This window comes from Roseovarius sp. EC-HK134 (genome assembly GCF_902498815.1).
Classification (GTDB): Bacteria; Pseudomonadota; Alphaproteobacteria; order Rhodobacterales; family Rhodobacteraceae; genus Roseovarius; species Roseovarius mucosus_A.
The window spans coordinates 596,340-620,665 of record NZ_LR701544.1 but is presented as its reverse complement, the minus strand read 5'-3'; the positions used below and the strand labels follow the sequence as shown (position 1 = coordinate 620,665).

Sequence of the window (24,326 nt, the reverse complement as noted above, 5' to 3'; positions counted from 1 at the left end):
GGGCGGCGGCGGCTTGATCAGTGTCTGGTGTTCTGTCGCACCGGTGCAAGTTGGGCAAGTGTTGATGGACGTCAAGGAGAGCGCGAAAGGCGCGCTCGACCGGGTCTTTCTAAAGGATGCGGCAGAGTTGCCCGAAACCTCCTGAGCATGGCACGGGTTTGCCCCTTGCACCCCGGCCCGTGATGGCTATAACCCCACCAATTTGCGCAGGTGGGCCAGCCCCTCCTGCCCTTCCAGCTGCCCGGGGACCGATATGCCGAAAAGAACCGATATTTCATCCATCATGATCATCGGAGCGGGGCCAATCATCATCGGACAGGCCTGTGAATTCGACTATTCCGGCGCTCAGGCCTGCAAGGCATTGCGCGAAGAAGGGTATCGGGTGATCCTCGTCAACTCGAACCCGGCCACGATCATGACCGACCCAGAATTGGCCGATGCGACCTATATCGAGCCGATCACCCCCGAAGTGGTCGCCCGTATCATCGAAAAGGAACGCCCCGACGCGCTCTTGCCCACGATGGGTGGGCAAACCGGGTTGAACACCGCCCTTGCGGTGGCGGATATGGGTGTGCTCGAGAAATTCGGCGTGGAACTGATCGGCGCTAACCGTCAGGCCATTGAAATGGCCGAAGATCGCAAGCTCTTCCGCGAGGCGATGGACCGGCTCGGGATCGAGAATCCCAAGGCGACCATTGCCAACAACATGGATGAATGTATGGCGGCGATTGATTACGTCGGCCTGCCCGCGATCATCCGCCCCGCCTTTACCCTTGGTGGCACCGGCGGCGGCGTGGCGTATAATCGCGACGATTATATCCACTTCTGCAAGACCGGCCTTGATGCCTCCCCCGTAAGCCAGATCCTGATCGACGAGAGCCTTCTGGGATGGAAGGAATTCGAGATGGAGGTGGTCCGCGACAAGGCGGACAACGCAATCATCGTCTGTGCTATCGAAAACATCGACCCGATGGGCGTGCATACGGGCGATTCGATTACCGTGGCCCCTGCGCTGACCCTCACCGACAAGGAATACCAGATCATGCGCAACGGCAGCATTGCCGTGCTGCGCGAGATCGGGGTGGAAACCGGCGGCTCCAACGTGCAATGGGCGGTGAACCCCGAAGATGGCCGCATGGTGGTGATCGAGATGAACCCGCGCGTGTCGCGCTCGTCGGCGCTGGCAAGCAAGGCCACAGGATTTCCGATTGCCAAAATCGCGGCCAAACTGGCGGTAGGCTATACGCTCGATGAGTTGGACAATGACATCACCAAGGTGACACCAGCCAGCTTCGAGCCGACCATCGACTATGTCGTCACCAAGATTCCGCGCTTTGCCTTTGAAAAATTCCCCGGTGCCAAGCCGCATTTGACCACCGCGATGAAATCGGTGGGCGAAGCGATGGCGATTGGGCGCACCATCCACGAGAGCCTGCAAAAGGCGTTGGCGTCGATGGAAACCGGCCTCACCGGCTTTGACGAGGTCGAAATCGAGGGGGCCCCTGACAAGGCCGCCGTGATCCGCGCGCTCTCGGTTGCCACCCCAGACCGTATGCGCACCATCGCTCAGGCCATGCGCCACGGCCTGAGCGACGATGAAATCAACGCCGCAACCGCGTTCGATCCGTGGTTCCTTGCCCGTATTCGAGAGATTGTTGACGCCGAAGAACGCATCCGGCGCGACGGCCTGCCGCTGACTGAAAATGGCCTGCGCCAGCTAAAGATGCTGGGCTTTACCGATGCCCGTCTGGCCAAGCTGACGGGTCGCGATGAAGGTCAGGTGCGCCGTGCCCGCGTCAATTTGGGGGTGCGTGCCGTGTTCAAGCGGATCGACACCTGCGCCGCCGAGTTTGAGGCACAGACGCCCTATATGTATTCCACCTACGAGGCCCCGATGATGGGCGAGGTCGAATGCGAGGCGCGCCCATCCGGCGCCAAAAAGGTGGTCATTCTGGGGGGCGGCCCCAACCGGATCGGTCAGGGGATCGAGTTCGACTATTGCTGCTGCCATGCCTGCTTTGCCCTGTCCAAGACCGGGTATGAGACAATCATGATCAACTGTAACCCCGAGACAGTCTCGACCGACTATGACACGTCAGACCGCCTCTATTTCGAGCCTCTGACGTTCGAGCATGTGATGGAAATCCTGACCAAAGAGCAGGAAAACGGCACGCTTCATGGGGTCATCGTGCAGTTTGGCGGGCAAACGCCGCTCAAACTTGCCCGTGCGCTCGAAGCTGAGGGAATTCCAATCCTTGGCACCACCCCCGACGCGATTGATCTGGCCGAAGACCGCGAACGGTTTCAGACGCTTGTCACCAAACTTGGCCTCAAACAGCCGCATAATGGCATCGCCAGCACCGGGGCGCAGGCCCTTGCGATTGCCGAAGACATCGGTTTTCCATTGGTCATCCGCCCCTCCTATGTCTTGGGCGGCCGCGCAATGGAGATCGTGCGCGACATGGCGCATCTGGAACGCTACATCAACGAGGCGGTCGTGGTGTCGGGCGATAGCCCCGTGCTGCTCGACAGCTATCTCTCTGGTGCCATCGAATGTGACGTAGACGCGCTCTGCGATGGCAGCCGCGTTCATGTGGCGGGCATCATGCAGCATATCGAAGAAGCGGGCGTGCATTCGGGCGACTCCGCCTGCTCACTGCCCCCCTATTCGCTGAGCGATGCAACCATTGCCGAGATCAAGAAACAGACCGAAGCCCTAGCGCTCGCGCTAAATGTCGTAGGGCTGATGAATGTGCAATTCGCGGTCAAAGGCGACGACATCTATCTGATCGAGGTCAACCCCCGCGCAAGCCGCACCGTGCCTTTCGTGGCCAAGGCGACCGACAGCGCCATTGCATCAATCGCCGCGCGCCTCATGGCGGGTGAAACGCTCGACGCATTTCCCTTCCGCGGCCCCTACCCCAAAGATACCAAGCCCGGCACATTGCCAATGGCCGATCAGATGACGCTGGCCGATCCCAATATGCCGTGGTTCTCTGTCAAAGAGGCGGTTCTTCCCTTTGCCCGCTTCCCCGGTGTGGACACGATCCTTGGTCCGGAAATGCGCTCGACCGGCGAGGTAATGGGCTGGGATGTGTCCTTCCCGCGCGCCTTCCTCAAGGCGCAGATGGGCGCGGGCGTGGACCTTCCTGAAAGCGGGCGCGTGTTCATATCGATCAAGGATATGGACAAGCAACCGCAGATGATCGAAGCGGCACAAGTACTGGTCGACCTTGGGTTCGAGATCATCGCCACGCGCGGCACAGCGGCCTTTTTGTCAGAAGCAGGCATTGCGTGCGAAATCGTGAACAAGGTCTATGAGGGACGCCCCAATATCGTTGATCTGCTCAAGGATGGTCAGATAGCGCTTGTGATGAACACAACCGAAGGCACGCAGGCAGTCGAGGACAGCCGCGAAATCCGCTCGGTCGCGCTCTATGACAAGATCCCCTATTACACGACCATGGCCGGCTCTCATGCCGCAGCCCTTGCCATCAAGGCGCGGCAAGAGGGGGAATTGACGGTGCTACCGTTGCAGGGCGGCACCGCCTGACCCGGCAGGCTTACCATCCTTCAAGACAAGCAAGCGGCGCGCCAATGGCGGGCCGTTTTTTATTGGCGAACGCTCGGGATCACATTAAGAATGTATATACATTGCATAGGCATTGTGTTACTTTTCGGACATTTAAGGACGCCGCCACATGGCAGATGGACCACTCAACAAGAAAGACCGCAAGGACAGCCAGCTCATTCTGCGTATCAACGGCAAGGAACGTGATGACTTCATTGCGCTTTGCGAAGCCTTGGATACGAGTGCGGCACGCGAAATCCGCGCGTTCATACGTGGCTTTGTCAAATCCCATGAAACACAGGCGTCGCCCCCAAGTCCGGCACCTACTATCCCGAATGACATAGCTGAGACCCAAGAGAAAAAGCGCAAAGCCAAACGGGATAAAAAGCGGAAATGACGACCCTCAAATACTGAAACAGCCCATATATAAAGACCTCACAGACCCGCATTCATTCAACTGCAACTCACGACTTCACAGGACAAAATCCATGTCAGATCTCAACGACATCCCCGGCGTCGGCCCCGCTATCGCCCTTGGCCTTGCCAATATCGGCATCACGACCACCGAACACCTGAGTAAAGCCGATGTGGCGACACTCATCCAAGTGCGCGGCATCTCAGAGGCGCGCGCCGAGCGGTTCATCGCCGTGGCCAATATGGTTCTCGCCGCCCCAGAGCTGCCCAAAGCGGCCCCGGTCAATGCAAAAAAGACCGCAGAGACCAAACCATCTGAGGACAAGCCAAAGTCCAAGAAAGGCGGGGGCAAAAAGGATAAGAAGCCCAAGAAAGACAAAAAGAAAGATAAGAAGAAGAAGGGCGACAAATCCGGCTCCGATAAGAAGTCCAAAAAAGGCAAGAAGAAGAAATAGCGCCGAGCTCGTGGAATGAACGGCAGGTTGGAGCGTCAATCTGCCGGTGTCCGATGAGCCAGGCGCATGCCCGCACTTCGAACCTTCGTCCCGATGGGCCACAGACCGACAATGCACAAGACTAGAGGCTGTCCACCGTGATGCGGCAGTATATCGCGCTTGGCACGTGGCTGACATCCGGGCCGCAGCCCCTGCTTTCTGGATCACCAGCGACTTCTCCCGCCGCCCGGTGCCTGTGCGGATTGGCGCAATCGCAGTTCTGTACGACCAAGAATAGCGCGCAAGACAGGCGTGGCGCGATACGGCTAAACCTTTGCTCCGCCATAGGAAAGGCGGAGAAGAACACGCGGAATAGACATCCCATTCATCGCAAAAATCTTAGGCGATACCAATACCGCCATTGGCCTCCTAGGGATACTTTGGGGATCGGGAAAAGCAGGCTATAGAAATACACTCTGCTCAGTCGGATTAGAGACCTTGTGTTAACTATCGTGGGCCAGAGCATTGTTGCGAATTGAAGAATCTCGGTAATTCAGGCAAACATTCCGAATAACAAAGCCCACAACCGGGCGGACGAAACGAGCAAGAGGCGCGGGCTATGAAGCATTGGGTGATGTTGGTTGCGGTTCTGGCACTTGCAGGGTGTGGCGGGGGTGATGGTGGTCGTGGGACCAGCGGTGCCACGCCGATGGCCAGCGGCCCGATCAGCTCAGCGTGCATGCAATCCGACCGCAAGGCGCGCTCACGTGCCCTATGCGGCTGCATTCAGGCCGTTGCCAATGATACACTCAGCAGTGCTCAGCAACGCCGCGCTGTCCGGTTCTACCGCGACCCGCAAGTGGCGCAAGATATCCGTCAATCCAAACGCCCCGGCGACGAGCGATTTTGGGACGCCTACAGCGCCTATGCGCAACGCGCCGAGCGGGTCTGTCGCTAACCCCTGCCAATCCAGATCAGAACCTAAACAGCATCGCGCCTATGGATGCGGCCAAAGGCGCTATCGCAACCCCTCAGACTTGGCCTATCAGCCCCGCCAAGAGGCGGCTTAGACCTTGCAATACAACAATAATCACGTTAAGGTTGTATTGTGGCGATTGATTTATCCCTTAAATAGTATCTTCAGGCGAAACAATGCTGTGTCGGTTCGTTTCAGACACATTGGAGCCGTGGGATGCCGTTCATTCTGTCGATTGAGGACGTCGGGGGTCCGTCTTTTACTGCCGCGCATTTTGGGGGCAACCTGCTTGCGACACGCGATGTCGTCGGCACCAATGGCACCTTTGCGGACACCGCTGAAACACTCGGAATGGCGCATCTGCGTTATCCCGGTGGCGCATTGACAGAAAATTGCGCCTGCATTTATGAGGCGGATCGTCTGTCAGACCCGCCGCGCACCACTGACGAACCGGTCCAGACCTCCGTGACCGAGATGTTCAGCTATGCCACCCAAGCTGGCATTGCGCTGACCCTTGTTCTGCCGACACGTGACTTTCTGACTGATATCAGCGATGAAAATGGCCATCGCTTTGCAGATGTTGACGAGGCGGCCGTTCGACAATTCATCGCGGATATCGCCGAGGGCAACTTCGGCACTGCACCCGTCATTCAGGCCTTTGAAATCGGCAATGAATATTGGGGCAGCGGTGAGATGAACACTGTCGAATATCGGCGTCTGGCCTCTGAAATGGCGCTGATCGTCGAGGATGAGATGTCACGGCATCCCGCAAGCCCGCAATTTACGGATACTGATATTCTCGTGCAGATGGGAACGAACCACGGGGTATCGGACTTGTCCGGCCTCTTTGACGGCACAGGTTCAGAACAGCTTGCCGCTGCGAACCAGATGTTTGGCCTGTCCCTGTCCGAGGAGGGATACATCTACTCGTCCGGCGAGGTCGCATGGTCCAAGGTGAACAACGCAATCCTCATGGACCAGTTCGATACCGACGCAGAGCGCGCGGCAGTGGATGGGATCGTCGCGCATATCTACTCGCGCGGTGAGGATGTACCGGGTAGCCGCTACTTTGAATTATCGCAAATCGGGGATACCTGGCTCGAGGAAATGCCAGACCTCAAGGTCTATGCCACAGAGTGGAACCTCAAGCGTACGGTCGGGGACACCCGTGAAGAAGAATTTGGCCTGAAACAGGCCCATGAAATGCTCAACATCGTCGAAGCGTTTCATTGGGGCGGGGTTGATGCCGCGCATGCCTGGGCGCTTCAGCTGAACAGCCGCACCGCCCTAGCCGAGGTTGAGGGAGACGCCGAAATGCGCGTCGCCGGAGAGATGTTTCGGCTGATGAACGAGGTTCTTCCGGGCACACGACCCCTGGCGCTTGTTGGCAGCGCAGGACGAGAAACCGAATTGCAAGGCACCACCGCCGATGTGCACAGCTTTTATGCCCAAGACCGGCTCGTGACCTTCATCGCCTCAACCTCTGATGGGCAGAGCGAGCAGGTTGTCGACTTCAACAATCTGGTGACGCAGAGCGGCGAGGTGTCAATCACACGGCTCGGCGTGGCCGAGGGGGAAAATCCGACTTTCACATCAGCAGAACCACGGATCACCCACGAAGACGCGAGTGCGCTTTTGGCGGATGGTATTCTGATCGCGGATCTGGCCCCTAGGGAAATCCTGGTGATCGAGATGTCCAACCCCACCTTTACCGACGCGGTGCGAGAGAACGCAGCACAGGATGTGCCGGATGATGATCCGGTCCTGCCCATGCTGCCCCCCGAAGCCCCGCCACAAGACCAAAACAACCCACCAGATCAGCAAGCTGAAGATGAGGGCAAGGATGACGGCGGATTCGTGTCCACGTTGCTCGGCGTGCTCCCCCTCTTGTTCTTTGCAGGGTAGCCGATATTGCCCCTCAAGCCTTGAGCCGATATCCCGTGGCCAGCATTCGCCAAGCCGTCAGGCAGATCACGAGGGTCGCCGTAGCGCCCACCGCCAGCCCAAGCAGCGGATCGCTGTCCGACACACCGATCACCCCATAGCGCGCGCCGTCGATCAGGTAGAAAATCGGGTTAAAATGCGTGATCGTGTAGAGCACAGGGGGCAGTGCCTCGACCGAATAAAAGGTGCCCGACAGAAATGCCAGTGGCGTCACGATGAAATTGGTGATCGCCGCCATCTGATCGAATTTATTGGCAAAAATCCCTGCGACAATGCCAATCCCACTCAGAAATGCCGCGCCAAGCAGCACAAAGCAGAGCGCCCACATCGGATGCGCAAGCCCGATCCCAAGAAAAACCCACAGCCCAAGCCAGATCGCAACAGCCACCAGCAGGCCGCGCCCCACGCCCCCCGCAAGATAGCCAAGCACCAACTCCCCCGCTGAGAGCGGCGGCATCAAAGTATCCACAATATTGCCCTGCACCTTCGAGATGACGATGGACGAAGAGGTATTGGCAAATGCGTTCTGAATGACCGTCATCATCAGAATGCCCGGCGCGATAAAGGTTGTAAAAGGCACGCCCATCACATCGCCCCGTGTCGGACCAATGGCGATGCTGAAAATCAGTAGAAAAAGACCCGCCGTCACCAAAGGTGCCATAATGGTCTGTGTCCAGACTGCCATGAAACGGCGTGTTTCACGCTCTGCCAGCGTGGCCAGCCCCAACCAATTGACGCGCCCGAACCGCCGCGATCCCATTGCCGCCGTGAAGGGCGATCCCTCGTGTCGTGCGTGATCTGTCATTTATCGCTCCTTGCCTGCGTGGTCTGGCTCTTTTGGGCGCGTTTCCACCACGATGTGCTGCCTGCCCGCGATTCGATGCCTTGTAACTCACACGCCAGTGACTAGAATAGGGGCTTGATCAGATTTGCAAGGCGGCGGGCCCGGGGCCCGGTCCGCCTTTTGACCGAAGGAAGCCCCGATGTCCTGGAACGACGAACGCGTTGAAATGCTCAAGAAGATGTGGGGAGAAGGTCAGTCCGCAAGCCAGATCGCCAAGGAGTTGGGCGGCGTGACCCGCAATGCGGTGATTGGCAAGGTGCATCGCCTTGGCCTGTCCAATCGCAATGGCACCGGGCCCACAGGGGCCCCTGCCCCCAGCACCCCAGACCCCAAGGCCAAGCCCGCTGCGGCCAAGACCGCCGAAGCGCCTGCGCCCAAGCCTGCACCCAAGCCCGCAGCACGGGCCGAGGAACAGCCGGAACCCGCGAATGAACCGGTCGCCGTGGCCCCCATCAGCCGGATCAAGGCGATCATTCCTGCGGGCCAGCCGCTGCCACCGCAGCCTTCGGCCAACGAAATCGACCCCGCAGCCTTGGCCAAGGTCAGCGAGATCGAAAAGAAGGCCAAAAAGCTCACGCTGATGGAATTGACCGAACGCACCTGCAAATGGCCGGTGGGTGATCCCGCCACGCCAGATTTCTGGTTCTGCGGATTGCCGGTGCAATCCGGCAAACCCTATTGCGAGGCGCATGTGGGCGTCGCGTTTCAACCGATGAGCAGCCGCCGCGACCGCAAGCGCTGAGCAGGATGATCCGCGCGGCTACCGGCGCGGACCCAGATCACTCACCGTGTCTACATCGCGCAGGATATCGACCTGCGCGATGCGCGCGCCCGGCAGTGTTTTCATTGTGTCACGCAAGGCATGTTCGGTTGACCAACGCACGCCATGAAAGAGCGCAGACGGGACAGCCTGAACCCGTTTCAGACCGACAAGCCAATAGCCCCCATCAACCGCAGGGCCAAATACGGCATCGCAGCGTCCAAGCGCTGCAAAGGCACGGGCGATACTTGCCGGGGTGATCCCCGGAACGTCCGCACCAATGATGCAGACGGGACCGGGTGGCATACCGCGCAACAGCCGCCCCATCCGGTCGCCCAGATCGCCCGGCCCCTGCGCCACGCGGGGCAAATGATCTGGCCAGACGCCGCTTTTGAGGCCCGCATGGTCAGGAGCCACCGCAAGAACCACCTGCCAACGGGGATCGTCAAGCTGCCGCAAAAGGCGCGCAACCTGATGCCGGAACCACCATGCCGCCGCGACCATGCCGATGTCACGCCCCAGACGGGTTTTAACCCGTCCGGGGCGCGGTTCCTTGACCATGACGATCAAATAGCGGCGCATTATTCGAAATAGTCGCGCAAAACACGCCCGTAAATCGCCTTGAGCTGATGGATCTGCGCCACTTCGACCCGCTCATCGACCTGATGCATCGTCTGGCCAACAAGGCCGAACTCCACCACCGGGCAGTGATCCTTGACAAAGCGGGCATCCGAGGTGCCGCCGGTGGTCGAAAGTGTGGGCACCACGCCGGTTTCCGCCGCAACCGCGCGCGCAACCAGATCCGAGAGCGGCCCCGGCGGGGTCAGGAAACTCTCGCCAGACACCTTGACGCGCATCTCGCCGGTGATCTCGAAATCGCCGCAAACGCGATCCAACTCTGCCTGCATCCATTTGATCAGATCCGTGCTGTGATGGGCGTCATTAAAACGGATACTGACCGTCGCACGGCATTGCGCGGGGATCACATTGGTTGCGGGATTACCTGTGTCGATCGTCACGACTGCGAGGGTCGAGGGATCGAAATGTGCCGTTCCCGTATCAAGCTGGTGCGAGGCCAGCCGATCCATCAAACGCGCCATTGCGGGGAGCGGATTGCGGGCGCGGTGCGGATAGGCGGAATGGCCCTGCACCCCTGTCAGCGTGAACCACGCCGAAAGCGAGCCGCGCCGCCCGATCTTGATCATCTCGCCCATCCGCTCGGGGCAGGTCGGCTCTCCGACAAGACAAGCGGTCATAGCCTCGCCATGGGCGGTCATCCAATCGAGCAGGGCGACCGTGCCATCCACGGCATCGCCCTCCTCATCTCCGGTGATCGCCAAGATAACGGCCCCGTCGGGGGGCGTGTCTCGCACGAAATCCACCGCCGCAGCAGCAAAGGCAGCCACGCCCGATTTCATATCTGTGGCTCCGCGCCCCCAGATCATTCCGTCTTTCTCGACCCCGCCAAAAGGCGGCACTGACCATGCCGCCAGATCCCCCACCGGCACCACATCCGTATGCCCGTTAAAGCCAAAGCTGCGCGCTGCTTCCTTCGGTCCCCACCGGGCAAAGAGATTGGGCACCTCTCCTCGATCCACACGGACACATGAAAATCCGGCATCTGTCAAAACCTGCTCCAGCAAGCGCAGTGCGCCCCCCTCTTCGGGCGTGACCGACGCACAGCGAATGAGGTCGGCCGTCAGTTGGGCGGGATCGAGCGGGGTGTGAGGCATGAAAAGCGTCCTGTGCGGCAGTTTTGTCCGAGGCCTAGCGCGGATCATGCACAAAGGCAAATCGCGCCGCAACCAAGGCTATCGGGCCACAGATTCCGCGCACCTCTAGCCAAAGGCGATTAAACCTTAACAACGCGGGAATTGTTTGCTATCCAAAAGGATATAATAAACCCGAGGCAGGGCAAACATACCACGTCAGGGCCAACAGATCCGCAAAGGACAGACTGGCCCGCGACATTCGAGCAGCACGGCGCAGCACAGGCAAAGTTATGCGCCGTCGCATCCCGGATCGGGCAGTCTGATAGACTGCGCGTGCGCGTGTCGGCGCTGCCTCTACAAGGGGCAGGCAGTGATATGGTGGCAGGCGTCGAACTTCCGATCAATCTGAACGCATCCGCGAATCAGATGGCGCAGACAATCTTTGGTGACGGCGTTCAGGTGGTCAACGCCTCTTACACCGGAGACCGCGATTCGTCGGGCATCTACACCAATGGCAATGCTATATCCCCCGGCGTGGTGCCAAGCGATAGTGGCGTCCTGTTCTCGACCGGCGATTTGCGCGGCTTCACCAATAGCAACTTCTTTCAATCAAACCTGAGCGCAAGCACAACCACCACATCAAGCGGGCCGAATGGCGTGGCGGATTTCAATGCCGCTGCCGGCGCTCAGACCTTTGACGCCTCATATCTCGATGTGGATTTCATCCCTACCGGCGATGTGATGACCATGCAATTCGTCTTCGCCTCAGAGGAATACCCAGAATTCGCCGTCGGGGCGTTTCAGGATTTCTTTGGCGTTTGGGTCAATGGCAGCCTTGTGCCGCTCAGCGTGGGGGATGGCGATATTGACCCCAACAACCTCAACTCGGGGTCTAACGGCAACCTTTTCATCGACAACACCCAAGATCAGTTCAACACCGAGATGGACGGGTTTACCGTTACTTTGACCCTGACCATCCCAGTCAACTCCGGCGAGGTGAATTCCATCCGTATCGGCATTGCGGATGTGACAGATGCCAACTACGACTCTACCGTTCTGATTGCGGCGGACAGCGTGCAAACCACGCTTGTTGCGATGAATGATACAACCACGCTCTTTCCTGATGGCACCCGCATTCTCGACCTGCTTAGCAATGATGTGAATAACACCGCGGGCACGTTGACGATCACCCATATCAACGGCAAGGCCGTTGTCGCTGGCGGCATCGTCACCCTGAATTCCGGCCAGCAAATCCTCCTGAATGCAGACGGCACTATCGAGATAATCGGTGATGGCGATACCGAAGTTTTCAATTTCACCTACGAAGTCCAAAGCAGCACCGGCCAAACCGATATCGGGTTTGTCACCGTCAATTCGGTGCCCTGCTTTGTCGCAGGCACGATGATCCGCACGCCCAAGGGTGAAGTGCCCGTAGACAGGCTGCAACCCGGCGATCTGGTGGTGACACAAGATGACGGCGCACAACCCTTGCGCTGGATTGGGCGTCGACGGGTGGCAGCTGTCGGCGATTTCGCCCCTATTCGGATCGCGTCGGATACCTTTGGACGGCACCGAGCGCTGTTGCTCTCGCCCTTGCACCGGGTCCTGATCCGCGACTCTCTGGCAGAGTTGCTCTTTGGCGAGCGTGAGGTTCTGATTGCCGCGCGCGATCTGGTCAATGGCCGATCCGTGCAGAGGATCGAAGGAGGAGAGGTCGAATACGTTCACATCCTTTTTGACCGCCATCAGGTGGTATTTTCCGAGGGCCTGCCAACCGAGAGCTTTTTACCCGGCCCACAAACCACCCGCAGCTTTGAATCCGAGATCGTCGCAGAGATTTGCGCACTTTTCCCGGAAATCGACCCCGAGACCGGCGCAGGCTATAGCCCCGCCGCCCGTCGCATGCTCAAGAGTTATGAGGCGCGACTCTTGGTGGCTCAGGGCGTGGCGGCCTAAAGGATGGGGTGGATCGGGATATCCGATCAGGAGGGCGGGCGGTTCGCCGTGAACGGGCTTGATGCGCCGCAAGCCGTGTCTGCCCCGCCGGATGAAACCGCCTTGCTGACACGTGGCACGTTGATGATCGAAACCCGGAAGTCCACCGAAGGGCGGCCGCAAACCCTGCTGGCCTTTCGTCGCAGCCATCCTTGGAGCGGCGGCTTTTCGATCCAGGCGCTCCCGGGCGGGGGGATTGTCCTGATCGAGACGCAGGCCGGGGATGTGCGCCATGCCACCCTGCCCTATCAGGCCGATGACCGCACGGATACATTGCGCCTGACCTATGCTTGGGATGCTCCCGCCCGGTGGGGGCGGCTGTCGCTTGAGCGCCCGGAAATGGACCGCGTGCACAGCATTGCGCTGCCGCCGCCGCATCCCATGCCGCTTGCGGATCTGCGCACGCTGCTGACCGATCCCAGGCAACGCCAGATGGACCCCGACGTTATATTTGTCGCCCTGTCAAACCGGATCGAACCCATCGGCCCAATGCCGGGATTGACTGCGAACGTGCCGGTCTGCACGCCGAGCGGATATGTGCCCGCGGGGCAACTCAAACGCGGGCATCTTATAGATACCGACGAAGGGCAGATTGTCCCTGTGCTTCAGACAGTCTCGCGGCGGGTGCCTGCCATGGGCAGTTTCCGCCCGGTCCGGCTGCGCGCACCCTATTTCGGCCTGCGCCGCGATGTCGTTGTCTCACCACAACAGAGGCTTGTGATCCGGGGGTCCGAAGTGGAATACCTCTTTGGATGCGAGGCCGTTTTGGTTCCAGCGCGGCATCTGATCAACGGGTTTTCGGCGCTCTATGCTCAGACAGGTGATATCGTCAGCTATCATCACGTGCTGTTGCCCGGCCACGAAGAGATCATCGTCGCAGGCACGCGCACAGAGAGCCTCTATATCGGGCGGCTCCGGCGCAATCCTGACCTGTTGGGTGCCAGCGTTCTGGCCGGATTCGACCGTGCCCGCCTGCCAGAACACCCTCGACCAATCTGGCCGGTTCTCAAGCCCTATGAGGCGATCACGCTTGCAATGAACCGCGCGGCTTAAGAGCGGTCCGGGTTGCTCCCTCGTCAAAAAACGCCGGCAATTCGATCCAGACGCGCGCCCCTTTTGGCACGTCAAAATCTATCCCAACACTGCCAGACATCGCTTCGGCCTTGATCCGCGCAAGAGCAAGCCCCATCCCCGCGCCAAAGGTCGTGCCGGTCGCATGGGCCAAGCGTTCAAAGGGCGCAAAGGCCAACGCAGGATCGACCGCACCGAACCCCGGCCCGTTATCCGTCACCGTGATCCGGTGATACCCTGACCGTTCGCCAGCGACCGCGACCTTGACGCAGCCCCCGGCACCGCAATACCGCACACCATTTTCCACCAACTGCGCCAACGCCTCTTGGAAGAGGGTTGCATCCGCAAGAACAAGCGTGCCGGTTTGCTCAGCCAAGATCGTGACATCCCGTTGTGCAGCCTCGTCGCGATAGGCCTCCAAGACCAACTCAACCACATCCGCAACGGCCACCGGCTCCAGCGTCACCGCAGAACGACGTGCCGCGATATCGGCGAAATGCATGGTCTTTTCCACAGTCGCCAAGAGCGTCTCGCCAGATTGCATGATGCGACTGGCAAAATCGGCCTGCTGCGCATCGCCTTTGGTCACGCCATCTTCCCGCAAGAGCTCGGCAAGACCGATGACCGCGTTCAGAGGTGTGCGCATTTCGTGGCTGATGCCCGAGAGCAACACGGTTTTGGCACGGCTCGATTGTTCGGCGTCTTGCCGGGCGCGCTTGATTTCGGTCGAATGCTGCGCTGAAACGATGGCAAAGTAGAAAACCGGATAGACGATGATACTAAACGCGGTCAGCGCAGACATTGGCGCATAAAATCGCACGGCAGTTGCCTGATCAATGATCGGGTTCCAGTCTTCGTGCCAGAAAAACCACGTGGCCCAGAGAATGATCGGCAAGGCCACCATAGCGGCAATGTGAAACCTGTCCCGATAGATCGAGAAGACAGCAAAGGGAAAACCCACCATCGGAACCAGCATGATGTCGATATGCCCATCAACGTGCACGACACAGGCGCCAAGAAAGATCGCGACATTGGTCGATGTCAGCCAGCAGGTATTCACCCAGACCAGCGGCAACTGGTTTTTGAGCACGCGCACAAGGGCAAAGCCGGAAAAGGCGAGCGCCCCGACAAGGAAAACCTCAAGCTCACCACTCAGCCCGGTAAGCACCATCCAGACAGACGTGAACAAAAGCCCAAGCCAGACAAAGGCAAAAGACAACTTGCGACGGCGCGCGCCCGCCTCAAGTCGGCTGTCCATCATGGCCTGTTCTCTCATTGGAACTGCTGCCTCTTCGTCACTTTTCACAACAAACCCTAGCACAGGTCGTGCCATCCCAATCGCGCTTTGCGATATGGTTTCACCCACGCGTTTTTTAGTTTACGCTTTAATACGTTCCCAACGATCATTGTGAAATGGAATTTTACTCCAGGTCCCACGCTCGTTCGCGTCCTTGACACACTGGCAGCCAGTCGCACCCCGATAGATTGCACGAGGCCCTGCTGGCCCCAACGTGCCGCAATCGTAGATAGAGTTTACCTAACGGAATTCCACCCCTGTTGCGCTGCTAGGTCGCAGGCAAAAATTCAGACATGATCAGTCAAAGAACGGGGTCATCTGCGCGACGATCACAGAATTCTCATCCAAGGCGCGCTGCATCAACGCCCGCTCCTCGTCCGAGATGTCGTGGCCTTCGGCCTCGCGTTCCGCCAACGTACCGTAACCGGACACATCCAGAGGCGCGCAATCGGCCTGTTTCAGGATCGCCACCGTTTCGCGCACAGCCTCTGCCTCGTCGACGCCCGAGGCATAGATCATCAGCGCAGCGCCCGTCGCCTTGTCCGGCAAACCATCGCCGGTCTTGCGCCCGATTTCGACCAAGAGCGTGTAGACCTGCTGCCGATTGGGTTTCTTTTGCGTGTCGCTCATGTCCGGCTCTCCAACGGCCTTTCGTCGCGCGCAGCCCTGAGCCAAGGCGCACGCAAAGTCAAGCACAGCCGCTTTCCTTCCGTCTTTGCGAGCGTTAGCCTACTGCGGAAACACCAAGGGAGGGAACTGAATGAAACACATCAAAGACATGGTGGCAGAGGCAAACGCAGTGGTCAGCCACGCGCCCGCAGCCGAGATGTTGGATAGGCACGGAACCGATGACGTAATCTTTGTCGATCTGCGCGACCCGCGCGAGTTAGAGCGCGACGGCATGATCCCGGGCGCGTTTCATTGCCCGCGCGGGATGCTGGAATTCTGGATCGACCCCGAAAGCCCCTATGCCAAACCCCAATTCCAAAGCGGCAAGCGGTTTGTGTTCTACTGCGCCTCCGGCTGGCGTTCGGCCCTGTCAGCGCGCACCGCGCAGGACATGGGGCTAGAGGGCGTAAGCCATATCAGCGACGGATTCAAAGGCTGGCAAGCAGCAGGTGGCCCGGTCGGGGAAAAGCCCACCAAAGGCTGATCACGCCTCTTGCATCCGCCGCGCGCATTGCGCAACGTGGCGCGCAATCCAAAGAGGGCGCAAGTCATGTCGAGCAGGATCATTGTCATCGGCGCGGGCATCTGCGGGCTGAGTGCCGCCATCTGGCTGCGCCGCGCGGGCCATGATGTGACGCTGCTCGACAAGGATAGGCCGGGGGCCGGGGCGTCTTTTGGCAATGCCGGGCTCTTGGCGCAATGGGCCATCGTACCAGTCAACACGCCCGGCGTTCTGACGACAGGGTTGAAATACGCCCTCAACCCCAACAAGCCGCTTTTCCTGCAATGGTCCTATTTTCCACGCCTGATCCCGTGGTTGATGAAATTTGCGGCCAACGCCAATGATCGCGATACGCGGTGGATGGTGGCGGGGATCACAGGCATTGTCGCAGACAGCCTCGACCAGCATCTCGCCCTGACGCGGGGCACGCGCGCAGAAAAATGGGTGGCCTCTAGCGATTTCTCCTATGCCTATGAAAGCCGCGCCGCTTTTGAGGCAGATGCCTATGGCTGGGCGCTGAAACGTGCAGCAGGCTATATCCCCGAGGTCTTGGAAGGCGGCGCAGTGCAAGAGGCAGAGCCAATTCTTGGTCCCACCATCCGCTGCCTTGCAACACTCAAGGGCCATGGCCACATCCTCAATCCCGGCGCCTATATGGCCGATCTCGCAGCCGTTTTGCTGGACGAGGGCGGGCACTATGTGCAGGCCGAAGTACAAGACATCACCCTGACCGATGGGCGGGTGAGCGCCGTCGAAACAGATCGCGGCACGATGCCCTGCGATGCGGCAGTGTTGGCGGCGGGCATCTGGTCTAAGCCGTTGATGCGAAAACTGGGCCTCAAGGTGCCACTAGAGGCCGAGCGCGGCTATCACCTTCATTTCACGGCCCCCTCTCAGATGCCACGCAATCCGATGATGATCACGACCGGAAAATTCGCGGTCAACCCGATGGCGCATGGGCTGCGCTGCGCGGGCACGGTGGAATTGGGCGGGATCACCAAAGGACCATCGCGCGCGCCCTTGGATCTCATCCGGCGCGGTGCGGCGCGTGCCTTTCCAGACCTGACCTATGAGGGGGTTGAGGAATGGATGGGCTTTCGCCCTTCCACCCCAGACAGCCTGCCGCTTATTGGCGAGATCGGGGGAACGGGCGTACATGCGGCGTTTGGGCATCAACATGTTGGCCTGACAGCCGGGCCCAAGACGGGGCGGATCGTGGCCGACCTTCTCAGCGGCAAGCGCCCGAATATCGACCTTGCGCCTTATGACGCAAACAGATTTTCCTGACTGTGCTGCGATGGTTTCAAGACTTCGTCGGCGTCACTCGTAGCTGCGCAAATCTTCGATCACCTTGCCGTCATTGGGCAGGCTACCGGGCGGTACAATCTCGATCCGTCCCTTGAGCTTGAGGGTTTCAACCACTGATCCCGCAAAATGCTCGGCCTCACCGCCCGCAGTCTCGATGCGCACCGTCATCACATCCGCCTCACCTTCGCGGCTGGCAATCACGCGGGCGCGCGCAATACTGTCGTGTCGCGCCACAAGGGCGGCCACCTGTTCGGGACGCACGAACATGCCCTTGATCTTGGTTGTTTGATCGGCACGTCCCATCCAGCCCTTGATACGCAGGTTGGTGCGCCCACAGGGGCTTTCCCCCTCCATCACGGCGCTGAGATCGCCGGTGGCGAAACGGATGAGCGGGTAATCGGGATTAAGCGTCGTTACCACCACTTCGCCCACGTCGCCGGGGGCAACCGGATTGCCGGTGCCGGGCGTCACAATCTCGACGATCACCCCCTCATCCACGATCATCCCCTGCATCGCGGCGCTTTCATAGGCGATATTGCCCAAATCGGCGGTCGCATAGCATTGCAGACAGGCGATACCGCGCGCCGCATACTCCGCGCGCAGCGACGGGAAAAGCGCGCCACCACCAACCGCAGCCTTGGTGATCCTGAGGGGCAAACCCATCTCGTCGGCCTTGTCGAGAATGACTTTGAGATAGTCGGGCGTGCCGGCGTAGGCGGTAACGCCCACGTCATGCGCGGCGCGCGCCTGCAATTCGGTCTGGCCCGTCCCGGCAGGCAGCACCGCCGCCCCCACCGCCCGTGCACCATTTTCAAAGATCATGCCGGCAGGGGTCAGGTGATAGCCAAAACAATTCTGCACGATATCGCCGCGGCCCATGCCACAGGCATGCAGAAAGCGGCCCATCCGCCACCAGTCATGGCCAACGCCGCCCGGCTCATAAATCGGGCCGGGGGATTGAAAGATATGGGCAAACCCGGCAGCAGGCAGGCTGGTCAGCCCGCCAAACGGTGCCGCTGCCCCCTGCGCACGGCCCAGATCGGATTTGCGCAGGACCGGCAGGCGTGCCAAATCCGCGATCTCTGTAATCTGCGATGCAGCGACCCCATCAAGCGAACCACCATAACCGGGCAAAGCCTGCGCGCGGGCAATCTGTTCCGGCAGAGCGCGGGCTAAGGCCTCGGCGCGCGCCTCGGGACTGCGAGTTTCAAGAGGGTCGAAATACTGGGTCATGCCATTATCCTTGGGGGCGGTGTCTTGGTGCGAAGAATAGGTCACGCCAGCCAACGCTTGCGGCGCCGATAGCTGCGCACGTCGCGAAAGCTCTTGCGCCCCTCGTCGGACATCCCGAGGTAGAATTCCTTGACGTCCGGGTTCTCGCGCAGACTGCGGGCGTCACCATCCATCACCACACGCCCCGACTCGAGGATATAGCCGTAATGCGCGAACCTGAGCGCGACATTGGTGTTCTGCTCGGCAAGCAAAAACGTATAGCCCTGCTCTTCGTTGAGCGATTTCACGATGCCGAAAATCTGCTCGACCAGTTGCGGCGCCAGCCCCATCGACGGCTCATCCAAAAGGATTGTCTCGGGGCGGCTCATCAGGGCGCGGCCAATGGCGCACATCTGCTGCTCACCGCCAGATGTATAGCCTGCTTGGCTCTTGCGTCGCTCCTTGAGGCGCGGAAAATACTCATAGACCATGTTGAGATCGGCATCAATTTCACCCCGGCTGGAACTGCGGGTGTACGCGCCGGTCAAAAGGTTCTCTTCGACCGTCAGATGCTCAAAACAGTGCCGCCCCTCCATCACCTGCACCACGCCCTTTTTAACCAGATCCGAGGGCATCAGATCCTGAACGCGCTCGCCGCGATAGGTGATCGTGCCCTTGGTCACTTCGCCACGTTCGGATTTGAGCAGGTTTGAAATCGCCTTGAGCGTTGTTGTCTTGCCCGCGCCATTCCCCCCCAACAGCGCGGTAATCCCGCCCTTGGGCACAGTCAGGCTGACGCCCTTGAGAACAAGTATGACGTGATTGTAGATCACCTCGATGTTGTTGACCTCAAGCAGGGTCTCGTCGCGTGGGGTGGCATCCAGCATCGCAATTCTCCGTCCCGGAAAGGCGGGCACGCCCGTCCTGATATTGCCAATAAATCCAAGGTGCCCCGGCCGCAGCACATACTGCGGCCGGGACAGGGTCACAGGCTTAGCAGCCCGGCGTGATCCCGCTTTCGGCAGCGAAGGCCGCGCTATCCTCGGCCACAAGCGCCGAGATGATCTCTTGATCCGACTGGAAGTAGTCGGTGATCAGCTTGAAATCACCCGCTGCGGCATCCCATTGCGACACGGCACCATAGCCGTTCCCGCCGTGGTTCTGACAGCTGACCTTGAACTCGGGGCCAAAGTTGGGCAGGCCCAACGCGGTCATCTTGGCCTCGGTCATCTCGAGGTTCTCCATGCCATCCCGCATCTGTGCTGCATTGATCGCGGTCACGCCATGCATCTCTTGCGCGGTCTTGATCGCCTCTGCAGCCAGCATCGCGGCATACATGCCCCGGTTATAGAGCACGCTGCCCACCTGATCGCCCGCACCTGCAGCCTTGCCAGCATCAACGACATGCTTGCGCAGATCGTCATAGAGCGGATAGTCATCGCCAAGGTTGTGGAAGGTCAGCGCCTTATAGCCATTGGCCGCATCGCCGGCAGGTTTCACGTCATTCTCAGAGCCAGACCACCAGATGCCGATAAAATTCTCCATCGGGAAACGGATATTCACCGCCTCTTGGATCGCGACCTGGTTCATCACGCCCCAGCCCCACATCAGCACATAGTCAGGACGGTCGCGGCGGATTTGCAGCCACTGCGATTTCTGTTCTTGGCCGGGATGATCGACCGGCAGAAGGATCAGTTCAAACCCGTGCTTCTTGCTCAGCTCTTCCAGGGTGCGGATGGGCTCTTTGCCGTAGGCAGAGTTGTGGTAGACAAGCGAGACTTTCTTGCCGCTGATGTCGCCACCGTTCTGGTCAAGAATATGGGTGATCGCGTGGCTGGCACCATCCCAGTAGTTTGCGGGATAGTTGAACACCCATTTGAACACTTCGCCATTCTTGGCAGAGGTCCGGCCATAGCCCATGGTGTGCATCGGGATGCCATCAGATGTCACCTTGGGGATCAGCTGATAGGTGATGCCGGTGCTGAGCGGCTGATAAATCAGCGCGCCATTGCCTGCGGATTTGGTGGCCTCATAGCATTCCACACCCTTTTCGGTGTTATAGCCGGTCTCGCATTCCACCAGATTGATCTTTTCGCCGCCGATGCCACCATCACGCTCGTTCAGCAGGGTAAAGTAATCTTGGTAGCCGTCCGAGAACGGGATGCCATTCGCGCCATATGGCCCGGTGCGATAGCTGGTGTCGATGATCGTCAGCTCGGCGAGAGCCGGGCTTGCGACCAGCATGGCGGCGGTCAGGGCCGTCATCAGTCTCTGTCTCATCGGTTTATTCCTCCCTTGGTTTTTCCGATGTTTCGTCTTGAACGCGATGTCTTGCGCCCAACCTCCTAGGGTGGGTTTTCAGCCCACCAATGGCCCGCCCCTAATGTGGAAAGGGCCAAAGTCTGAGTTTTTCCTTGGCGACGCGCCAGAGCTGCGCCAGACCATGTGGCTCGGCGATCAGGAAAATGATGATCAACGCCCCCACGATGATGAACTCCAGATGCGCCGCAAGATCCGTGGGCCAGCCCAAACCGCCCACCAGCGTATTCTTGAGCAACACAGGCAGCAGCACGAGAAACGCCGCCCCGGCAAAACTGCCAAAGATAGACCCAAGCCCGCCGATAATCACCATGAAGAGCACGAGAAACGACTTGTTGATGCCGAACGCCTCGCCCACCTCGACCGCGCCCAGATAGACAGCAAAGAAAAGCGCGCCAGAGATACCCACGAAGAACCCCGAAACCGCAAAGGCCGTGAGCTTCGCCTTGAGTGGGTTTACCCCGATGATCTCGGCGGCAATATCCATATCGCGAATTGCCATCCATTTGCGCCCCGCCATGCCGCGCGTCAGGTTGCGGGCGATGATCGCGGCCGCCACGGTAAAGACGAGGCAAAAGAGATAGGCCGACCAAGGCGGATTATTGGCACCGGTGACGGCAATCCCAAATACCGTCCGCTCAGGCGCAGTAATCTGGCCAGACGCCGAGTAGTTGTAGAACCAGCCGACACGGTTGAACAGCCACACCAAAAAGAACTGCGCCGCCAAGGTCGCCACCGCGAGGTAAAACCCCTTGATCCGGAGCGAGGGCAAGCCAAAGAGCACGCAGACAATCGAGGTGATGCCCCCCGCAAGGATGATGTGAAAGAAGATGCTGACGTCTGGAAAGGCGGTCATCAGCTTGTAGCTGGCATAGGCCCCCACCGCCATGAAACCGCCCGTCCCAAGCGACACCTGCCCGCAATATCCCACAAGGATATTGAGACCGATGGCCGCGATGGAATAAATGAGGAACGGCAGAAAGACCGCGTTGACCCAGTAGTCGTTGATGACAAACGGCACCACGGCAAAGGCCGCGACCAGCACTGCGTAATAACGATACCGATCGAACCGGATCGGAAAGGTCTGGTTGTCCTGCTCGTAGGAGGTCTTGAAATCCCCTGCTTCCCGGTAAAACATCTAGAGAACCTCCCCATGAATATCATCCTCGCGCTTGATCGCGCGATTGGCTGGCCGGGCATAGCCCGTCGCCTCGGTGTGGCGCACCAGCCAGAGATAGGCGAGCATGCCCACGCCCCCGCCCATGGCGGCCAAAAGCGCCGCTATGACCATCTGCCCGGTGTTCTCTACCTGCGCCGAGAGGGCCAGATAGCCAAACGACCAGAACCCGGCCCAAGCGATCACATTGACGATGGCAATCAGCTTTTGCATCTCACACCCTCTCGATGATCTTTTCGCCGAACAGGCCCTGTGGCCGGAACACGAGGAACAAAAGCGCCAGCACATAGGCGAACCAGTTTTCAGTGGCCCCGCCCACCAACGGACCGACAATGAACTCGAACAGCTTTTCGCCGACGCCGATGATCAAACCGCCCACAATCGCGCCGGGGATCGACGTAAAGCCGCCCAGCATCAGCACTGGCAGCGCCTTGAGGGCAATCAGCGAGAGCGAGAATTGCACGCCCGATTTGGTGCCCCACATGATCCCCGCCACAAGCGCCACAAAGCCCGCCAGCGACCAGACCATGACCCAGATGAAATTGAGAGAGATACCAACCGACAGCGCCGCCTGATGGTCATCCGCCACCGCACGCATGGCGCGCCCCTGTTTGGAATACTGCGCGAAGATAACCAGCGCGATCACCAAAAGGGCCGCAACACCTGTTGCCACAAGATCGAGATTGTCGATGAAGAAACCGTAACCGAAAATGTTGAACGTGGTTTCGTCGATCATCAGGTTGATACCTTGCGGAAGACCCACATCCAGCTTCTTGATGTCGCTGCCCCACATCATATCCCCGAACCCTTCAAGGAAATAGGCCAGACCAATCGTCGCCATGAAAAGAATGATCGGTTCTTGGTTCACCAGATGCCGGAAAATCAATTGGTTCACGATCCAGGCGAGCGCCACCATCACGACCATGGTCAAGAGGATCGCCGCCAACCCCGGCAAGTGCCAGCCGAAGTGGTGGATCTCGGTGCCGAAAATCGCGTTGATAAGATGGCTGAAGGGCACCCGCCCTTCCATCATCCCCACCAGCGTCATCGCCGCAAAGAGCGCCATCACCCCTTGGGCATAGTTGAAAATGCCCGAGGCCTTGTAGATGAGCACAAAACCAAGCGCGACGAGCGCATAAAGCACCCCGGCCATGAGGCCGTTCAAAACGACCTCCATCCCGAAAATCAACTGATCAGGCATGGCTCCAGCCTCCGTTTTTGGCGTTGCTCTGCGGTGATACCGGTTTTCCGACGGGATACCGACGTTCTACCGACGTGAAAAAATCAGTCATGCGCCACCCCCAGATAGGCGTCGATCACGTCTTGATTGCTGCGCACTTCATCGGGGGTGCCGTCGCCGATTTTCTTGCCATAATCCATCACGACCACCCGGTCGCTCAGGTCCATGACCACGCCCATGTCATGCTCGATAAGGGCAATCGTGGTGCCGAATTCGTCGTTCACATCGAGGATGAAGCGGCTCATATCCTCTTTCTCTTCGACGTTCATGCCCGCCATCGGCTCATCTAGCAGAAGGATCGACGGCTCTGCCGCAAGCGCGCGCGCCAGTTCCACCCGCTTTTTCAGACCATAGGGCAAACGGCCCACCGGGGTCTTGCGGATATGTTGGATTTCAAGAAAGTCGATAACCTTTTCAACGACTTCACGGTTGGCAACCTCTTCCCGCTCGGCCCGACCCTTCCAGATCGCTTGCGCAAATAGCCCCGCCTTCATCTCTCGGATGCGGCCCGTCATCACGTTGTCGAGCACGGTCATGCCTTCAAAGAGCGCGATGTTCTGGAATGTGCGGGCAATGCCTTGTTGTGCCACCTGATAGGGTTTCATCGGTGGACGCCGCGCGCCCTGATACCAGACCTCGCCTTCTTGCGGGTGGTAAAAGCCGCTGATCACGTTCAGCATCGAGGATTTACCAGCCCCGTTCGGCCCGATGATGGCGCGGATTTCGCCCTGACGGATGTCAAAGCTGATGTCCTTGATCGCAACCACACCGCCGAACCGCAGGGTGATGTTCTTCATCTCCATCACCACGCCGCCGATCTTGCGACCGTCCTCGGTGGTGTAGCCTTCGCTTGCGTCAAGCATGACAGCCCCCTTGTTGCA

Annotated in this window: 22 protein-coding genes; 10 read left to right on the top strand and 12 right to left on the bottom strand. The window is 59.3% G+C overall.

Going from position 1 to position 24,326, the window contains the following annotated elements:
* The first annotated feature begins 253 nt into the window (after positions 1 to 253).
* The 5 genes from carB to GC127_RS06985 all read left to right on the top strand — a co-directional run bounded on the left by carB (position 254) and on the right by GC127_RS06985 (position 7,300).
* The gene (carB, locus tag GC127_RS07005; RefSeq protein ID WP_037296663.1) at positions 254 to 3,553 is read left to right on the top strand and encodes a carbamoyl-phosphate synthase large subunit; all 3,300 of its coding nucleotides are present in this window, start codon (positions 254 to 256) and stop codon (positions 3,551 to 3,553) included.
* Positions 3,554 to 3,701: 148 nt separating this feature from the next.
* The gene (locus tag GC127_RS07000) at positions 3,702 to 3,968 is read left to right on the top strand and encodes a hypothetical protein (protein WP_151977251.1); all 267 of its coding nucleotides are present in this window, start codon (positions 3,702 to 3,704) and stop codon (positions 3,966 to 3,968) included.
* Positions 3,969 to 4,059: 91 nt separating this feature from the next.
* Positions 4,060 to 4,440, top strand: a complete 381-nt coding sequence (locus GC127_RS06995) for a helix-hairpin-helix domain-containing protein (RefSeq protein ID WP_008279162.1) — start codon at positions 4,060 to 4,062, stop codon at positions 4,438 to 4,440.
* A 598-nt stretch (positions 4,441 to 5,038) separates the two neighbouring features.
* On the top strand, positions 5,039 to 5,377 hold the full coding sequence (locus GC127_RS06990; protein ID WP_151977249.1) for a hypothetical protein: 339 nt from the start codon (positions 5,039 to 5,041) through the stop codon (positions 5,375 to 5,377).
* Positions 5,378 to 5,611: 234 nt separating this feature from the next.
* Positions 5,612 to 7,300, top strand: a complete 1,689-nt coding sequence (locus tag GC127_RS06985; protein ID WP_151977247.1) for a type I secretion protein — start codon at positions 5,612 to 5,614, stop codon at positions 7,298 to 7,300.
* Between the two features lie 13 nt (positions 7,301 to 7,313).
* Here GC127_RS06985 and GC127_RS06980 read toward each other — a convergent pair whose 3' ends face one another.
* Positions 7,314 to 8,144, bottom strand: a complete 831-nt coding sequence (locus tag GC127_RS06980; RefSeq protein WP_151977245.1) for an ABC transporter permease — start codon at positions 8,142 to 8,144, stop codon at positions 7,314 to 7,316.
* A gap of 178 nt (positions 8,145 to 8,322) precedes the next feature.
* Between GC127_RS06980 and GC127_RS06975 the strand changes: the two genes are divergently transcribed.
* Complete coding sequence (locus GC127_RS06975; protein WP_008279166.1) at positions 8,323 to 8,925, top strand: GcrA family cell cycle regulator; 603 nt, start codon at positions 8,323 to 8,325, stop codon at positions 8,923 to 8,925.
* Between the two features lie 18 nt (positions 8,926 to 8,943).
* On the opposite strand, the gene GC127_RS06970 is transcribed toward GC127_RS06975, so the two are convergent.
* A complete protein-coding gene (locus GC127_RS06970; RefSeq protein ID WP_151977243.1) occupies positions 8,944 to 9,525 on the bottom strand; it encodes a TIGR04282 family arsenosugar biosynthesis glycosyltransferase in 582 nt (193 codons plus the stop codon).
* A complete protein-coding gene (dapE, locus tag GC127_RS06965) occupies positions 9,525 to 10,676 on the bottom strand; it encodes a succinyl-diaminopimelate desuccinylase (RefSeq protein WP_151977241.1) in 1,152 nt (383 codons plus the stop codon). Before dapE ends, GC127_RS06970 begins: the two co-directional genes overlap by 1 nt.
* Positions 10,677 to 11,030: 354 nt before the next feature.
* On the opposite strand from dapE, the gene GC127_RS06960 reads away from it, so the two are divergent.
* On the top strand, positions 11,031 to 12,611 hold the full coding sequence (locus tag GC127_RS06960) for a Hint domain-containing protein (protein ID WP_151979661.1): 1,581 nt from the start codon (positions 11,031 to 11,033) through the stop codon (positions 12,609 to 12,611).
* 3 nt (positions 12,612 to 12,614) lie between these two features.
* The gene (locus GC127_RS06955) at positions 12,615 to 13,703 is read left to right on the top strand and encodes a Hint domain-containing protein (RefSeq protein WP_151977239.1); all 1,089 of its coding nucleotides are present in this window, start codon (positions 12,615 to 12,617) and stop codon (positions 13,701 to 13,703) included.
* Here the strand turns inward: GC127_RS06955 and GC127_RS06950 are convergent.
* Both GC127_RS06950 and GC127_RS06945 read right to left on the bottom strand, forming a co-directional pair.
* The gene (locus GC127_RS06950; RefSeq protein ID WP_254700025.1) at positions 13,675 to 14,982 is read right to left on the bottom strand and encodes a sensor histidine kinase KdpD; all 1,308 of its coding nucleotides are present in this window, start codon (positions 14,980 to 14,982) and stop codon (positions 13,675 to 13,677) included. The two genes, GC127_RS06955 and GC127_RS06950, sit on opposite strands and share 29 nt — an antisense overlap.
* Positions 14,983 to 15,315: 333 nt before the next feature.
* Positions 15,316 to 15,648: a hypothetical protein gene (locus GC127_RS06945; protein WP_008279172.1), complete on the bottom strand. Its 333-nt coding sequence runs from the start codon at positions 15,646 to 15,648 to the stop codon at positions 15,316 to 15,318.
* A gap of 130 nt (positions 15,649 to 15,778) precedes the next feature.
* Here GC127_RS06945 and GC127_RS06940 point away from each other — a divergent pair, with 130 nt between their 5' ends.
* Together GC127_RS06940 and GC127_RS06935 are read left to right on the top strand one after the other, a co-directional pair.
* On the top strand, positions 15,779 to 16,171 hold the full coding sequence (locus GC127_RS06940; protein ID WP_008279173.1) for a rhodanese-like domain-containing protein: 393 nt from the start codon (positions 15,779 to 15,781) through the stop codon (positions 16,169 to 16,171).
* 66 nt (positions 16,172 to 16,237) lie between these two features.
* On the top strand, positions 16,238 to 17,476 hold the full coding sequence (locus GC127_RS06935) for an FAD-binding oxidoreductase (RefSeq protein WP_151977235.1): 1,239 nt from the start codon (positions 16,238 to 16,240) through the stop codon (positions 17,474 to 17,476).
* A gap of 33 nt (positions 17,477 to 17,509) precedes the next feature.
* Here the strand turns inward: GC127_RS06935 and GC127_RS06930 are convergent, their stop codons facing one another.
* The 7 genes from GC127_RS06930 to GC127_RS06900 all read right to left on the bottom strand — a co-directional run bounded on the left by GC127_RS06930 (position 17,510) and on the right by GC127_RS06900 (position 24,308).
* A complete protein-coding gene (locus GC127_RS06930; protein WP_151977233.1) occupies positions 17,510 to 18,730 on the bottom strand; it encodes a phenylacetate--CoA ligase family protein in 1,221 nt (406 codons plus the stop codon).
* Between the two features lie 41 nt (positions 18,731 to 18,771).
* The gene (locus tag GC127_RS06925; protein WP_008279176.1) at positions 18,772 to 19,596 is read right to left on the bottom strand and encodes an ABC transporter ATP-binding protein; all 825 of its coding nucleotides are present in this window, start codon (positions 19,594 to 19,596) and stop codon (positions 18,772 to 18,774) included.
* A 106-nt stretch (positions 19,597 to 19,702) separates the two neighbouring features.
* Positions 19,703 to 20,989 carry an ABC transporter substrate-binding protein gene (locus GC127_RS06920; protein WP_037296671.1) on the bottom strand — a complete coding sequence of 429 codons (1,287 nt, stop codon included), beginning with the start codon at positions 20,987 to 20,989 and terminating at the stop codon, positions 19,703 to 19,705.
* A gap of 100 nt (positions 20,990 to 21,089) precedes the next feature.
* Complete coding sequence (locus GC127_RS06915; RefSeq protein ID WP_151977231.1) at positions 21,090 to 22,166, bottom strand: branched-chain amino acid ABC transporter permease; 1,077 nt, start codon at positions 22,164 to 22,166, stop codon at positions 21,090 to 21,092.
* Positions 22,167 to 22,418, bottom strand: coding sequence for a hypothetical protein (locus GC127_RS06910; protein ID WP_008279179.1), 252 nt, complete (start codon positions 22,416 to 22,418; stop codon positions 22,167 to 22,169).
* A 1-nt stretch (position 22,419) separates the two neighbouring features.
* Positions 22,420 to 23,406, bottom strand: a complete 987-nt coding sequence (locus GC127_RS06905) for a branched-chain amino acid ABC transporter permease (protein ID WP_151977229.1) — start codon at positions 23,404 to 23,406, stop codon at positions 22,420 to 22,422.
* Positions 23,407 to 23,489: 83 nt separating this feature from the next.
* Positions 23,490 to 24,308: an ABC transporter ATP-binding protein gene (locus GC127_RS06900; protein WP_008279181.1), complete on the bottom strand. Its 819-nt coding sequence runs from the start codon at positions 24,306 to 24,308 to the stop codon at positions 23,490 to 23,492.
* Between the last annotated feature and the right edge of the window lie 18 nt (positions 24,309 to 24,326).